This window comes from Paraburkholderia sp. BCC1886 (assembly GCF_900996245.1).
Taxonomy (GTDB): Bacteria; Pseudomonadota; Gammaproteobacteria; order Burkholderiales; family Burkholderiaceae; genus Paraburkholderia.
In genome coordinates this window covers 70,018-83,969 of record NZ_CAAJGK010000033.1, presented here as the reverse complement: position 1 = coordinate 83,969, position 13,952 = coordinate 70,018, and the positions used below count along the sequence as shown (strand labels likewise).

The window sequence follows — 13,952 nt, the reverse complement described above, 5'->3', positions numbered from 1 at the left end:
TCACGGTGTGTTGCCGCTGCTGGGAACAGCCCGTGGCGCAGTGCTTTGACAAGGAGTGTACGCAGCTCGGATCCGCCGGATAAGGTGTGTTGCGATCCTATGACTCTGGGTCATAGATACCGGGATGTTAGTTCTTCCGCGGCGGTGCCTGCGCCGGTTTTCAACGACGCGCTTCCTCGTCGATCACCGAGCGGTGCCGCGTCTCCGGCATGAGTACATACGTGATGAGCGATATCGCGGCGCAGACGCTGACGTAATAGAAGAACCACGATTCGTGACCTTCATGCTTGAAGCGCAAAGCGAGGTACTCGGTCGTGCCACCCATCACCGACGACACGATTGCAAACGGCAAGCCGACCCCGAGGGCACGAACCCTGGCAGGAAAAAGCTCCGACTTCACGAGCCAGTGGATCGAAGAAAAGCCGCTCAGGATAGCCAGTGCCGCCAGGTTCAGTGCGAACGCGGTGAACGCGCTATGGGTCGTGCCAAGCGCGTGCATGAGCGGCACGGTGAGGAACGTGCCGCCTACGCCGAAGATCATCATGACCGGCCGTCTTCCGATCAGGTCGGACAGCAGGCCGAAGAGCGGCTGGAAACCCATGTAAATGACGAGCGCTGACGTAGCGATCAGCGTTGCGGTATCGCGGCTGAAGCCCGTGCTGTTGACCATGAACTTCTGCAGATAGATCGTGAACGTGTAGAACGCAACGGTTCCGCCGATGCTGATGCCGATCGTCCAGAGCGTCTGGCGCCGGTGCTGGATCAATAGCTCCAGCAGACTGCCGCGCTGCGTCGCCGCCGGAGAAGCACCATCCGGCTCGAGGCCCGATCCAATCACGCCTTCGCGTTCGAACGCATCGGTCTCCGCAATGCCACGTCGCAGATAGAGCGCGAACACGGCCAGTGCACCGCCGATCGCAAACGGAATCCGCCATCCCCACTGTTCCAGCTGGGTGGAAGTCAGCACGAACCGTTGCAGGACGAGCATCAGCGCGAGCGCCAGAAGCTGGCCCATTACCACCGTCACCTGAACGAAGCCGACGAAGAATCCGCGTCGCCCGGTCGGCGCCATTTCGCTCAGATAGGTCGCGCTCGTGCCGGCTTCCCCGCCCATGCTGAAGCCTTGCAGCAGACGCGCGCATATCAGCACCGCGGGTGCTGCCACGCCGATCGTCGCGTAGGTCGGCGTCAGCGCGATGATCAGCGAGCCGACGCTCATCATCGCAACCGAGACGCTCAACGCGACGCGCCGTCCGCGCCGGTCCGCGAGCGCGCCGATAGCCCAGCTTCCAAGCGGCCGCACCACGTAGCCGATAGCCGCCACCGCTGCCGCGTTCAGCAATTGCGCAGTCTGATTGCCGCCGGGGAAGAACGCCTTGCTGAAGTAAATGGAAAAGATCGAATACGCGAGAAAGTCGTACCACTCGATGACGTTGCCGGCGCTGCCGCCGATAATCGAACGTAACCGCTCGCGCCGTGCGGCGGACGTAATGGAGGGGCTGACGGTGTGCGCGGTAGCGGCCACGTGACCTCCTCAGGCGGCGAGCGCAAGAAGTCGCGCGAGTTCGCTGGCGTCGGTCTGGTCTTCGGCGTGCATGACCCAGTCCACGATGCGCGCAATCTGCGTTGCGTCGATGCGATGCCCGGCCAGCTTGCGCATCTTTCCGACGATATCCGCTTCGCTTGCAAAGGCATGCTCGCTGCCGCGCTGCGACTCCACGGTCTCTTCGAGCCGCGTGCCGTCGCGTAGCATGACCTCGACGCGCACCATGTGGCGCAACAGCGAGCCGCGTGCCGTGATCGCCGGATCTTCCACCACCTGTACGCGATCGGCCAACGCCATACGTTGCGGGTCCGCCACCTTCTCTTCGCTGAACTGGTCGACGAATACATCGCCTTCCAGCAGCAACGTGGCCACACAATAGGGCAGATTCAGCTGCGCCGACGTCAAACCTTGCGGCACGTATTTCCAGCCCACGTGATCGACTGTCACGCGCGAGCCATGCACGACGATGCGTTCGATATCGTCCGCGCCGAAAGGATGTCTTGCCTGCATGGCGCGAATCGCGTCGAGTGTGGTGTGGTTGCTGCCCACGCACGAATAGAATTTGAGCGCAATTCGCATCGTCTCGAAGCGCTCGCCGAGTCCGTCGACGAGTTGGCCCAGATCGAAGCGGTCTGTCGAGCGCGAGAACGTGCTGCAAAAACCGCCGTACGGGTTTTCGAATACGTCGACGATACCGGTGAAGCCGTTTCTGGCCAGCAGCGCGCCGTATAAGCCGCTTTGCGCGGCGCGGCCCGCGTGCATGCGTTTGACCATTGCGCCGAACTGCGCGGCCATCAGCCCCGACGCCTGCGTGCCGCCGATGCCCAGCGCGTGCACCGTCTGCTGGGTGTCGAGACGCAACGCGGCGGCTGCGCCCGCTGCCGCCGAAAACACGCCGACCGTTGCACCCGAATGCCAGCCTTGAGCGATATGCTCTGGTCCCATGCACATGCCGACGCGCGGACCTACTTCATAACCGGCCACGCAGGCGCGCAGGAATTCGCGACCCGTCATCGGCGAACCCGGGGAGAGCAGTTCGGCAACCGCGAGCACGGCCGGCAACGTCACCGCCCCCACGTGCAGGACGCCGACGCGATGCACGTCGTCGAGTTCGAAACTCTGGATTAGCGTGCCATTCAACAGCGCGGCATGCGGCGCCGACAAACGCAGCGGCATGCCCCACGCCTGCGAGCCCGGTGTCGAATCGACCTGCTGCAGCGTGTCCGCAAGAATGCGACTCCATGGCAAGCCTGCGCCGAACAGCGCGCAGCCGAGTGAGTCGAGAATCAACAGCTTGATACGCGCCAGCACTTCGGCCGGAATCGCTTCGTACTGCAAGTCCGCGACGAATGCGGCCATGGCGCCCGTATAAGGGTTAGCGCCTACGTCTTTGTGCTGGTTCATCGGTCTCCCCACGTTCTATGACTGATTTTTGATGACTTCGCTGTGCGCCCAGTATCCCCAGTTGCGGTGCGTTTGTGAATTGCACGCCGGGTCATTATTATTGCGGCATGTGCAAGAGTGGGAGGAGCGCCGATGAGCCGTTTTGCCAGTGTCGATCTCGACCTGTTGCGGGCATTCGTGGCCGTCGCATCACATGTGTCGTTCAACGACGCCGCGATTGAACTGAGCGTGTCTGCGTCGGCATTGACGCGACGCATCAAGCGGCTCGAAGACTCGCTCGATGTGATGCTGTTCGAGCGCACCACGCGCAGTGTCGCGCTCACCGCTTCCGGAGACCTGTTATTGCCGCGCGCGCAAGCTGTGCTGCGCGATCTCGAGGCGGCACTCGAGGTCGTTAGCGCGGCGACGCGAATCCGGACGGGGCAACTGACCATCGCGTGCATTCCGACGGTAGCCAAGTTCATGTTGCCGAAAATCGTCGGCAGTTATCACAGGCGGCGGCCCGAGGTCCGGCTCAGGCTCATCGAAGCAGACCTCGCGACGGTCGTGCAACGTGTCACGAATGGCGATGCCGAGTTCGGTATCGCGTTCCTCGTGAACGACTCACCGGAACTCGCCCTCGACGAATTGCTTGTCGATCCTTACGTCCTCGCGTGTCCCGCCGATCACCCGCTCGCCGCAAACGCGCATGTGAGCTGGCCGGAATTGCGTCCGTGGCCGCTAATCGTCTCGGGGACGTCGAGCGGTAATCGTCGCATGCTCGACGCCGCGCTCAGAGATATCGACTGGCGTCCCGACCGGCTGATCGAGATCGAGCATCTGACCACCTCGCTCGGACTGGTGGAAGCCGGTCTGGGCATTTCCATCATTCCGCGCTGCGCGGTGCCGCGCGATGCGAATAGCCGTATTGCGATCCGGCCGCTGGTCGGGCCGACGGTGGCGCGAACTATCGGTCTGATTCGCCGGCGAGATGTGGCGCTTTCGCCGATTGCGCGAGACTTCCGCCTCGCGCTGCGCCGGATGGCGCCGTTTGATCCGACAGTATTGCGTGAGCCCGGCTAGAGGTCCGCTATCAAAAGAAAAGGCGCCGTTCGACAAACGATAACGGCGCCCCTGACCTGCCTTGACTAACCCAAAAGTCAGAACTTCGTGCGAATCCCAATACGAGCGGTGAACTGGTTCTGATTCGACGACGGGCTCAGCTGATTGATGTTAGCCGTTGCATCGACAGTCTGACCCGCTGCATTCAACGTATCGCCGAGTGCATGCTGGTACACCCCCGTCACATAGACATCGGTACGCTTGGACAGGAAGTAATCGACGCCCACCGCACCCTGGTGATACTGGGCGCGCGAAGCACCGTTGATCTGCGCACCGCGCGTGTAATCGTACGCGACGCCAACCAGGAAGGCCGGGGTCAACTGATACTTGAAGTTGACTTCCGCGTTGTTGAACGATACCGATTGCCCCTTGAACGGCGAGGCGGAAGTTGCGCCGAGATCGTCGAAGCGGATATTCGAGTACGTCGCACCGATCGTTGCCGCACCGAAGGTGTACGCGCCGCCGCCGCCGATCACCTGATAAGTATTCGCCGAAGCGAAGCCGCTGTAGATCGATGTCGTGACTGCCGTCGAAGCCGTTGCGACCGTACCGCCGTTATTGAACAGCCCACCCGAAGCAGAAGGAGTGCGTGCATTCAAATACGCTGCGCCGAGAATAAGAGGACCGTTGTTATAGCTCGCACCCAACGACCAGATCTGGTTGGATGTGAGATTGCCCGCGATTCCGCCGAAGCTGTAGGTGCCGCCAAAAGTCAGGCCGTTATAGTTCGCGCTGGTGTACTTGACCGTGTTGTTGGTGCGGTACGCGTTGTTGAAGTTGTCCAGGTCTCCCGGGTGAGCGGCGATATAACCACCCCACTGATCGCCGACTTCCAGCGGACCCAGGTAGTCGACCACCGAGTCGTATTGCCGACCAAGAGTGACCGCCCCGAACTGACTCGACAGACCAACGAAAGCCTGCCGGCCGAACATCAGGCCGCCTTGACCGAGCTTGCCGCTATTCACGTCGAAGCCGTTTTCCAGATCGAAGATTGCCTTCAGACCGCCGCCGAGATCTTCGGTACCGCGCACGCCCCAGCGTGAACCCTGAAGTTCTCCGCTCGAAAGATTGTAGAGATGCTTCCCACCTGAATTTGTAATGACGTTGACACCCTCGTCAATGATCCCGTAAAGAGTCACGTTGCTCTGAGCATGGGCGATACCGGCGAAAGTACTCAGCGCCGCGAAAGCGAGGAGCGACTTTTTCATGAATTGATCTCCGATTATTAGTTGACGTCCTGACTTCCTGGTTCAGCGCGGGCCTTTTCAGACAGCCAGGAGTGTCGAGACAATATCAAAATCTAATGAGCACGCCACTCATTCCCGCTGCTATCGCCGGTGGGCTGTTGCCGATGGACCACAAACTTTTTCTCTGCGTAATCCCCCGGTAAATATTCATCAAGAAATATATGGTGATACAGATAAGTTGAATCCCATATTGATTCCGCTTTCGGCGAAACAGGGGGACGGACCGCAGTAATCTTCATCTCGATTGCCGACTGACGGTCTGGCGGCGGGTTCGAGTTCATCATTGTCGCTGTACTTGCAACTTATCTCGACGGTCACCTTTCATTATTCATCTGGCGGGCCGTTCGAGTCGGCGTCTTTTGAAAGAACTCCGACAATCGACTTTGATAAATTCGAAAGACTTTCCGACGCAGTTTTCAACGCCTGCTTTCCGGCTCCGATCGCGTAGTCAGGCAGATAAAATCTATCACGCGTCTTCAAACAAATCGAATGCTCAGCGAAACATCCAGTAAGGAGTTCGCTTACTCGATGAAAGCCGTAACGCATTGGTGCATTTTGAAAAGATGTTCCTCACATCGCGCAACGTACCGTGTCTGCTCTGGCATGCAGTCGACGAAAATGGCGCCGAGTTCGACCGCCTGATAAATGAGCCAGTCACCTCACGCGTGCTTGCCCAAACCGCCCTATGCGCTTACTGATGGCGTCATGCAGCCGCTCATACTCCGCTGATTCCCACCGACGTACCCGGCCCTATTCACTGCCTACGCGCAATACCTACTTCCTCGTTTTGGTGCGGCACGGCATTTGCGACCCCGGCTTGCGTTTGTCCCGTCAACCGCACCCCGCGTGTCCCAATCTTCAAAGGAACCCTTACATGCGTATGACATCCCTTGTTTGTCTCGTATCGATCGTGTCGCTCACCGGCTGCGCCGCCTATCGCACACACGAAGCCCGCAGGGATTCCGGCGCGCTGGTCGGCTCGAACGTTCTCGATCTCGTGCAGGCTGTCGGCGTACCGGATAAGACGATGAAGCTGGTCAGCGCGGGTGGTCCGGCCGACCGCATGACGGCGCAGTGGAATTTCTCGAACTCCGATGCCGCACTGGATCTGAATGTGCTCGTACTCGATCTGAAGGTGGGCGGTGCCGGCAAGTGCAGCATGACCGCGACCATCGACCGTTGGGGCGGCAAGGTCGAATCGATTAACTTTCCGCAGGCACATAGCGACAGCGTAGGCTCGGACTACGGTGCATGTGAGCCACTCGTCGAAGAAGCGTTGACGCATATGCCCCACACCCCTATCGATCCGAAATACGATGCCTTCCAGCTCGTGGGTGCCGCGAAATAGGACGATCAAGATAGCGGCTGGAACTTCGAACACCCCAACACGTTCAGTCAGCCGCCATTCCCTCTACCGCATGCAACGGTTGTTGCTCGAACGCGACCGGCTGACCCGTTGCGCCGTAAAGCTCCGCAGCCAAAGGTGCACGTAGGGTTCCAGTCCCGATCCGTATCACGACGGTTGCAGCACGCACGCTGCGGCTTCCAGGAAAAACCGGACCCGAGACCCAGCGCAAATCGATCACCCCACGATGCCCGCCACCCAGGCGTACCGGCACCATGACCGGCCCGGGATGCATACCTGCGGGAGGACGTCGCGCGGCCGCAAGTACCCGACCTTTCGCATCCCGGAACTGGATGGTCGGCAGCGCGGACAACCTGCAGTCCGGTCCCACGTTCCGGATCGAAAGCTCCACCCCCGAATGCGACATGCCGTTGAACTCTCCGTCACGTCCGTCCAGCGACAGGCGCAGTTGGGACGCGCGGCACACGGGTGGTGCGACCGGTGCAGCCGCAAACGAAATTGACTGACTGCCGAGCAGCATCACAACCAGCAGCGCGAATCTCTGCATCACGTTCCCTTCTTTTTTCGATTGACTGCACGTCGGCCAACTCGCGACTGCAATCCTTTTCAAACACCAGAGGGTTTTGGCCGTCCGAGTTTGACCATTTGCCGCAGCATGAAGTGCGGAGCAACGCGGCTAGCTATTTTTAGCACATTGCTCACGCCAGGCCGGATTTCGGATTTCCCGGCTTCGATACTCGCGATAGCGCGCTTCGCGAGCACGCCGACACTCATGCCCTTCTCGCCTTTCATCTCTTCGGCGAATTCGCCGCGAAAGAGCGGCGTCTCGGTGCCCGGAGGTGCCAGTTCGACGACCGACACACAGCTGCCCTCAAGTTGCGCGCGCAGGCACTGCGTATAGGCGTGAAGCGCGGCCTTCGACGCACTATAGACAGGAGCCGCTGGAAAAGGAATGAACGCGAGGCCAGACGAGACGTTCACAATGAGGCTGTCTTTCTGCTTCAGAAGCAAGGGCAGAAAGGTCTGGACCATCCACATGGGCCCCTTCAGATTTCCATCGACTTCCGCGGTCAGATCACTCAATTGGTAGCGCCGGTCCAGTTTTATATTGCGCATCGCTCCCGCGTTATTCACCAACGTATCTAACGCAGGAAACTGCTCCGACAGGGTGTTGTACAAGGACTCGATATCGTCCGGATTAGTGACATCGCTCTGAAATGCGTGAAGTCCCGGCACGATCTGCTGTGCCGCTTTCAGTCTTTCAGGATTGCGACCCGTCACGATCACCGTGTTGCTCCGGGCAATAAGTTGCCGCGCCAACTCAAGGCCAATCCCGCTAGTGCCGCCTGTAATCAATACGGTTCTGCCAGTCATCTTCATGATCAACTCCAAATTTTTTGAGCGTGCGCGCAGTTTGACCGGCATACTTCCTGAAGGGAAGAAGGCACCGGAAAGTTTGATACGCACCAAAAGGAGAGTGTGAACATGGAGCGAATCCCCGAATTCACCAAGGAACAGATTGCCGCCGCGCAGTACTACGCGAGCCTCACGCCGCCCGTCGATCTCGATCCACGAATCGCGTCGTTAGTGCGGGACCTGATCGGCCGCATTGCGGATAAATGGACGATGCTGATTCTCGACGTACTCGCGGAAACGTCGCCGCTCCGTTTCAGCCGGCTGGCCGAGCGGGTTGAAGGGATCAGCCAGAAGATGCTCACCCAGACGCTTCGCGCGATGGAGCGTGACGGTCTGATCATCCGCACGGTCTATCCCGTGGTCCCACCTAAGGTCGAATACCGGCTCACCGACTTGGGCATTACATTGGGCGCCGCGTTTTGCGGAGTATGGGTGTGGGCCGCCAACAATCTCGATGCGGTAGAAAAGGCGCGGCGGGACTTCGACCCGCCGCTTCAGGAGGCCACATCGAAGTCCTGAATCGGACAACCTGATTAGAACTGAACGGTCGTCTTCAGCCCAACAATAAAGACATTGCTGTTCTTCGTCGTGCCACCCGGATGCGAGATGTATTGCAGATCCGGTTGCAGACTGATGGATGGAATCACGTTCCAGCTATAGAAAACCTCATACGCCGTCTCGTATCCATTCCCGACGTACGTCACGTCGCCTGGGTGGAGCGTGTTGTATTCAGCCTGATACATTGCCTCCCGGCTGCTGGTGTGGGTCATGGCTACGCCGACTCCGAACCGGTCACCTACCCGCTTGAACGGCTCGGCATACTCGAAGCCGAGCGTCATCTGGCGGTCGAGAACCGAAGTCTGCTTGTCGCCTGCCAGCAGGCGCAGATTGACGGTCCAACCCGCATCGCCCTCGCCCGTCAGCTTCTGCGTCACCGAAAAGTATCCGGAGTAGCTCTTCGTCGACTCCATGCCCGCGAGGCCGGTTACCGCACGCCGGTTTCCGTTGATGTCCGTCAGGATGTCAGGCTGACCGCCGGTGTTATACACGAAGCCCAGTCGATACGCGCCCGGTTGTCCGCCGATCTTTGGGGTCCAGCCGAATTCAAGCGGGACGACGACCCCATTGGTACCGCCGGGACTCGTCGGCGCCCACGCATTGCTGCGCTCCCAGCCGCTGTCGTAATACCTCGGACTCTGCTGGTACACGCCCGTCTGTAAATAGGTCTGCCCGCTCGTTTGCAGCTTTGCGCGCCCCATCCACACACTGCCGGGCCAACTCATGAAGTAGTTGCCATAGAGGTTCGGAACCTGTGGGCCGCACAATGCCAGCGTCATGAAGTTGCAATCGGTGTAATCGAATGCGGCACCTTCGCTGTCGCGACCCACTGAAAGCAACAGCCGGTTGTCGAAGAACGTGCGGTCGAGTGTGAGCTTGGTAAGCCAGACGGTCTGATTGCGACCGTAGATTTCCTGCGTTTGCTGGCTGGTGCCCAGATGCGCATCGGCGTCGACGCTGCGGCCGAAACGATCCGTCATCACGAAGTGAAACGACGTATTGTGGATTCCCCACAACTTGTCGAGGTCCGCGGTGACGCCCACGGCAACCTGCTGTGCGGCTCGCGTCAGACGTTGGTCGCCGCCTTTGACGTTGTGAGCCGCTTCGTTGGTATAGCTCAGGTCGAAGTCGATGCCTTTTTGCGCCAGCGCGCCGCGCTCGCCGTCCCAGTCTCCGAGCAGATGCGGACTCGTGCGCAACCCGTCGAGCAGCGTCTCGGCGGACGCCGTGCAGGCAAGCGAAGAACAGCACAAGGTGGACGCAATTAGCGCGATGCTTTTATATTGGATTTTCATAGCCCCGATTTTTTTCCTTACTTACCCAGCCATGCTTTTGCGCCTTCCGATGCACGAACCGTCGCAACTGATTTTGCCGACACCGCCGGCGCCCCATTGCCCCAGGAATTGCGAACGTAGGTCAGGACCGAAGCAATCTCGTCATCGGACAATTTCCAGTCGAAACGCGGCATGCCGGCTGCGGTCGGATTGCCTGCTGTCATCGGTGCTTCCTCGCCTTTAAGCACGACCTGAAGCAGCGAAGCCGGGTCATTCGAATTGACCGCGGCGTTGCCGGCCAAAGCGGGAATCATGCGGCGCACGCCGGTGCCGTTCGACGCGTGACACGCAATACACTGGCTTTCGAAGACCCGTTTTCCCAGTTGCATCGACTCGTCGTCGGCCGATAGCGTCGAAGGCGGTACGGACGGAGAGGGCTTCTGTCCTTTCAGGAATACCGCAATTGCACGCAGGTCCGACGGGTTCAGATGTTGTGTGGAGTTCTCGATCGCTTCTGTCATAGGACCCGACGACACGGTCTTCTCATTCGAACCGGTTTGCAGATAGCCGACGATGTCGTCGATGCTCCAGGTGCCGAGACCGACATGCGGGTTCGGCGTCAGGTCCGGCGCATACCAGCCGGACAGCGAGCCCCCTTGCAGAAACGCGGACGAATCGCCGCCAAGGAAGTTCTTGCCGGTATGACAGGCCGCGCAGTGACCTGCTCCTTCGACCAGATACGCACCACGGTTATATTCGACGCTTTTGGTGTCATCGGCCTTGAAGGGCTGTGCGTGGAAGAACAGCGCATTCCAGCCGCCCAGCAACCAGCGCTGATTGTAGGGAAACGGCAACTGGTTCTCGACGACCGGATGCGAGACCGGTGCAATCGTCTTCACATAAGCCCATAAATCGCGGATGTCCCCATCGGACATCGATGCGTAGGCCGTATATGGCATGGCCGGATAGAGGTATCCATGCGAGCCCTTGCCGTGACGCACCGCACGGTCGAACTGTTCCAGCGACCAGTTGCCGATTCCGGTCTCTTTATCGGACGTGATGTTCGACGAGAGGATCGTGCCGAACGGCGTCTCAAGTGAATAGCCGCCCGCAAAAGGTGCGCCGCCGCCTTTGCTGGTGTGGCACGCCGCGCAGTCCGCGGCAAATGCCACGTACTTGCCGCGCGCGATCTGCGCTTCGACGGTACCCTCGGGCGCCATTGCCGACTCCATCCGCGCGGGACGGTTCAGGTCGTATTCCACGCCCGCGGCGTACACCACCGCGCCGGCGACAGCCAGGCCGATCACTGTCGCGCCAATTGTTTTGATCGATTTATTCATGGCTATTTATCGAACCAGCGAACCGGGTTGATGCAGGTAGTCGTTGACAATGGCCTTTGCGGTCCACAAGGTCAGGGCAGACAAGGTCCCGGTCGGGTTGTAGCCTGCATTGTTCGGATAGGCCGAGGCGCCGATCACGAACAGGTTGTGTACGTCCCAGTGCTGCTGGTAACGGTTGAGTACCGAGGTCGCCGGGTCGAGGCCCATCACGGCGCCGCCGATGGTGTGGCCACTGTCATACGCACGGAAAGGCGAATTGGGCTCGTCCGGGAAAGCCACGGCTTCCCACGATTTCGCACCGCTGGCGCGTGAAATCTCATCGATACGGTCGCGAACGAAACGCGCCATGCGCCGATCGTTTTCGTTGTAATCGAACGTGATCTGCAACAGCGGCTGACCGTATTTATCCTTGTACGTGGGATCGAGCGACAGATAGGACTCGGCGTGCGAGTACGAAGTGCCTTGCCCCTGAATCTTCGCGTAGTTCTGAAAGCTCTCCTTGAAAGCGTGCTTCCATTTCGAGCCCCACTGCTTCGTGCCGGCAGGCAGCCGGTCCGTCATGCTGATCGGCGTGGCCTGATCGGAGAGCGCCTGAATGCCGGCGCCGCCCAGGAAACCGAGGTTCGTATGGTCGAAGTTATCGCCGTTGAAATCGTCGATCTGCGTCGAGAGTGCGCCCGTCGAGATAAACGGATTCATCCACTCATTCTGGAAGTAGAGAAAGCCCATCGACATCGTCTGGAAGTTGTAGGCGCGGCCCACCACGCCGGTACGCGTGACGGGGTCGTACGGTTTGCCCATCTTCGACAGGAGCAACAGACGCACGTTGTCCATCTGGAACGCGGCGAAGACGACGATGTCTGCCGGCTGGAATCCCGTGTTGCCATCGGAATCCTGGAACGTCACGCCCGTTGCGGTCTTGCCGTCGGCCGATTTCTCGGCGCGCAATACCATGCATTCGGTGAGCAGCGTGAAGTTGGGTCGCGTCATCAACGCAGGAATGACGCAGGCATTCGGCGACGACTTGGACCAGTTACCGCAGCCATAGAAACCGCAGAACCCGCAATACGTACACGGCGCCATGTTGATGCCGAGCGGATTCGTATAGGCCGCACCCGCCGTTCCAGCCGGGATGGGAAACGGGTGATAGCCCATCTTCTCGGTGGTCTTGTGGAAAATGTCGTTCCAGTGCGAACGTACGAGCGGCGGCGTCGGATATTCGCTGGTCCGGTTGCCCTCGAACGGGTTACCGCCCGCCTGCACCTTGCCGTTGAGCACACCCGCCTTACCGCCCACCCCGGCAATCTTCTCCCAGCGGTCGAAGTGCGGCTCGAGCTCGTCGTACGTGACGCCCCAATCCTGCAGAATCAGCCCGTCCGCAAGTTTCATCTTCGGATAGCGCTGCCTGACGCGAGTCGCCATCTGGAAGTCGGACGGGTTGTAGCGCCATGCGTTCGCCGCCCAGTGCTTGCCCGCACCGCCGACGCTATTGCCGGTCACCCAGATGCTCCAGTCGCGCCCCGGGAGCGCCGTCTGACTACGGTTGTTGCGAAACGTATTGGTCAGCTCGCTGGGCTTGCGTAATGCACCACGGCGTATGCCATAACGCAGTTCGTCGGCGACGATGTTCGGCGAAAAACTCGATTGCACGGTTTCCCACGAGAAGCGTTCGATGGCAACGACGTTCAGACCTGCGCGCGTCAGCTCTTCTGCCATCAGGGAACCTGCCCAGCCCATGCCGACGATGACCGCGTCGGCTTTCGGTCTTGTGTAATTCATCCCGCGAAATTCCGTGTAGTGAGTTTGTTCTGATAGACCGGGTTCACAGGCGGCCGACGATACTGACAGGCTGGATATCGATACGCTTGCCCTTCATCTGGACATAGTCGCGATAGTCGTAGCGCGCGCCCGGGAAACCAATCATCTTCCAGCCGACCATGTCTTTATTGCCGCCGTAAATGGGATCTGCCAGAAAGCCTTCCTGCACGTTCGTCAGGAACTGTTTGAACAGGGAGTCCGAAGACGCCGTCGTGAGCGGAACCTTGCCGGCTTCCATCTGTTCGAGGAAGTGATCCTGCTGATCCGCTGATAACGCTTCGAACGGCTTGCCAAGAGACTTGCGCGTATAGGCGTCGATCTCCGCGAGCCCCTTGCGGTAGAGCTGCGCCGGCGTCAGAGAACTTTGACTGCCCTGCTGCGGTGTGCCGGGATGAAACGGCCCGCTCAGATATTTCCACTCGGCCTTGCCGTAGTCGCCAGCCAACTGATAATCGAGGAATACGACGCAGCCGGCTTCGGACGCGCTGATGCTCAGATCGTCGGCCGGAATCAGCCGGTCGAAAATGGCCGTCACCTGCTGGACTTCCCGCTCGCTCAGAAAAACCCGCACCTTCGGATCGACCGGCGTGGGCGGGGCAATTTCTTTCGCAATCCACTTCGCTCCGCCGACGAATGCGCGAACCGCGGCGCCCGCCGGCCGGTAGATGGACGCAGCGGTCGTGGTGACGATTAATGCAAGTCCTGCTTTGATGACAGCACGTCGTTTCATCGCTTCTCTCGTACAAGGGGACAGCTTTTTAATTCCCGGGAACGCTCCCGGTTTTAATCGACAAGAGATGTGCTTTTCTGCGCAATCCTGCGATCGTCAAGCTATCGAAAAACCGGGAACGTTCCCATACAATTTCGAAAAAATGGCCCGAC

The 13,952-nt window shown here is 59.7% G+C and carries 12 protein-coding genes; 3 read left to right on the top strand and 9 right to left on the bottom strand.

All coding sequences use genetic code 11. From position 1 onward, the window contains the following. Positions 1 to 160: 160 nt before the first annotated feature. Both FQ746_RS03135 and FQ746_RS03130 read right to left on the bottom strand, forming a co-directional pair. A complete protein-coding gene (locus tag FQ746_RS03135; protein ID WP_144107461.1) occupies positions 161 to 1,525 on the bottom strand; it encodes an MFS transporter in 1,365 nt (454 codons plus the stop codon). A 9-nt stretch (positions 1,526 to 1,534) separates the two neighbouring features. Then, the gene (locus tag FQ746_RS03130) at positions 1,535 to 2,950 is read right to left on the bottom strand and encodes an MmgE/PrpD family protein (protein ID WP_144107460.1); all 1,416 of its coding nucleotides are present in this window, start codon (positions 2,948 to 2,950) and stop codon (positions 1,535 to 1,537) included. Between the two features lie 132 nt (positions 2,951 to 3,082). Between FQ746_RS03130 and FQ746_RS03125 the strand changes: the two genes are divergently transcribed. Next, complete coding sequence (locus FQ746_RS03125; RefSeq protein WP_144107459.1) at positions 3,083 to 4,012, top strand: LysR family transcriptional regulator; 930 nt, start codon at positions 3,083 to 3,085, stop codon at positions 4,010 to 4,012. Positions 4,013 to 4,089: 77 nt separating this feature from the next. Here FQ746_RS03125 and FQ746_RS03120 read toward each other — a convergent pair whose 3' ends face one another. After that, positions 4,090 to 5,259, bottom strand: coding sequence for a porin (locus FQ746_RS03120; protein WP_144107457.1), 1,170 nt, complete (start codon positions 5,257 to 5,259; stop codon positions 4,090 to 4,092). A gap of 913 nt (positions 5,260 to 6,172) precedes the next feature. Here FQ746_RS03120 and FQ746_RS03115 point away from each other — a divergent pair. Then, positions 6,173 to 6,646, top strand: a complete 474-nt coding sequence (locus FQ746_RS03115) for a hypothetical protein (protein WP_144107455.1) — start codon at positions 6,173 to 6,175, stop codon at positions 6,644 to 6,646. A gap of 43 nt (positions 6,647 to 6,689) precedes the next feature. Here the strand turns inward: FQ746_RS03115 and FQ746_RS03110 are convergent, their stop codons facing one another. Both FQ746_RS03110 and FQ746_RS03105 read right to left on the bottom strand, forming a co-directional pair. Beyond that, positions 6,690 to 7,211 carry a DUF4232 domain-containing protein gene (locus FQ746_RS03110; protein WP_260853879.1) on the bottom strand — a complete coding sequence of 174 codons (522 nt, stop codon included), beginning with the start codon at positions 7,209 to 7,211 and terminating at the stop codon, positions 6,690 to 6,692. A 59-nt stretch (positions 7,212 to 7,270) separates the two neighbouring features. Further along, on the bottom strand, positions 7,271 to 8,089 hold the full coding sequence (locus tag FQ746_RS03105; protein WP_260853867.1) for an SDR family oxidoreductase: 819 nt from the start codon (positions 8,087 to 8,089) through the stop codon (positions 7,271 to 7,273). A 60-nt stretch (positions 8,090 to 8,149) separates the two neighbouring features. On the opposite strand from FQ746_RS03105, the gene FQ746_RS03100 reads away from it, so the two are divergent. Continuing rightward, the gene (locus FQ746_RS03100; RefSeq protein WP_144107451.1) at positions 8,150 to 8,599 is read left to right on the top strand and encodes a winged helix-turn-helix transcriptional regulator; all 450 of its coding nucleotides are present in this window, start codon (positions 8,150 to 8,152) and stop codon (positions 8,597 to 8,599) included. A gap of 14 nt (positions 8,600 to 8,613) precedes the next feature. Here the strand turns inward: FQ746_RS03100 and FQ746_RS03095 are convergent, their stop codons facing one another. From FQ746_RS03095 to FQ746_RS03080, 4 genes are read right to left on the bottom strand one after another with little or no spacing between them, the layout of a single operon-like run. Then, positions 8,614 to 9,933 (bottom strand): carbohydrate porin, encoded by a 1,320-nt coding sequence (locus tag FQ746_RS03095; RefSeq protein ID WP_144107449.1) that lies wholly within the window; start codon positions 9,931 to 9,933, stop codon positions 8,614 to 8,616. A 17-nt stretch (positions 9,934 to 9,950) separates the two neighbouring features. After that, a complete protein-coding gene (locus FQ746_RS03090) occupies positions 9,951 to 11,252 on the bottom strand; it encodes a c-type cytochrome (protein ID WP_144107447.1) in 1,302 nt (433 codons plus the stop codon). 6 nt (positions 11,253 to 11,258) lie between these two features. Then, positions 11,259 to 13,031 (bottom strand): GMC family oxidoreductase, encoded by a 1,773-nt coding sequence (locus FQ746_RS03085; protein ID WP_144107445.1) that lies wholly within the window; start codon positions 13,029 to 13,031, stop codon positions 11,259 to 11,261. Positions 13,032 to 13,074: 43 nt separating this feature from the next. Continuing rightward, positions 13,075 to 13,800: a gluconate 2-dehydrogenase subunit 3 family protein gene (locus FQ746_RS03080; protein WP_144107443.1), complete on the bottom strand. Its 726-nt coding sequence runs from the start codon at positions 13,798 to 13,800 to the stop codon at positions 13,075 to 13,077. Positions 13,801 to 13,952 lie beyond the last annotated feature (152 nt).

What these genes read in the sequence shown, in the direction of transcription:
- FQ746_RS03130 (WP_144107460.1), bottom strand. Translation starts at nt 2,950, where the DNA reads ATGAACCAGCACAAAGACGTAGGCGCTAACCCTTATACGGGCGCCATG.
- FQ746_RS03125 (WP_144107459.1), top strand. Translation starts at nt 3,083, where the DNA reads ATGAGCCGTTTTGCCAGTGTCGATCTCGACCTGTTGCGGGCATTCGTG.
- FQ746_RS03120 (WP_144107457.1), bottom strand. Translation starts at nt 5,259, where the DNA reads ATGAAAAAGTCGCTCCTCGCTTTCGCGGCGCTGAGTACTTTCGCCGGT.
- FQ746_RS03115 (WP_144107455.1), top strand. Translation starts at nt 6,173, where the DNA reads ATGCGTATGACATCCCTTGTTTGTCTCGTATCGATCGTGTCGCTCACC.
- FQ746_RS03110 (WP_260853879.1), bottom strand. Translation starts at nt 7,211, where the DNA reads ATGCAGAGATTCGCGCTGCTGGTTGTGATGCTGCTCGGCAGTCAGTCA.
- FQ746_RS03105 (WP_260853867.1), bottom strand. Translation starts at nt 8,089, where the DNA reads ATGCCGGTCAAACTGCGCGCACGCTCAAAAAATTTGGAGTTGATCATG.
- FQ746_RS03100 (WP_144107451.1), top strand. Translation starts at nt 8,150, where the DNA reads ATGGAGCGAATCCCCGAATTCACCAAGGAACAGATTGCCGCCGCGCAG.
- FQ746_RS03095 (WP_144107449.1), bottom strand. Translation starts at nt 9,933, where the DNA reads ATGAAAATCCAATATAAAAGCATCGCGCTAATTGCGTCCACCTTGTGC.
- FQ746_RS03090 (WP_144107447.1), bottom strand. Translation starts at nt 11,252, where the DNA reads ATGAATAAATCGATCAAAACAATTGGCGCGACAGTGATCGGCCTGGCT.
- FQ746_RS03085 (WP_144107445.1), bottom strand. Translation starts at nt 13,031, where the DNA reads ATGAATTACACAAGACCGAAAGCCGACGCGGTCATCGTCGGCATGGGC.
- FQ746_RS03080 (WP_144107443.1), bottom strand. Translation starts at nt 13,800, where the DNA reads ATGAAACGACGTGCTGTCATCAAAGCAGGACTTGCATTAATCGTCACC.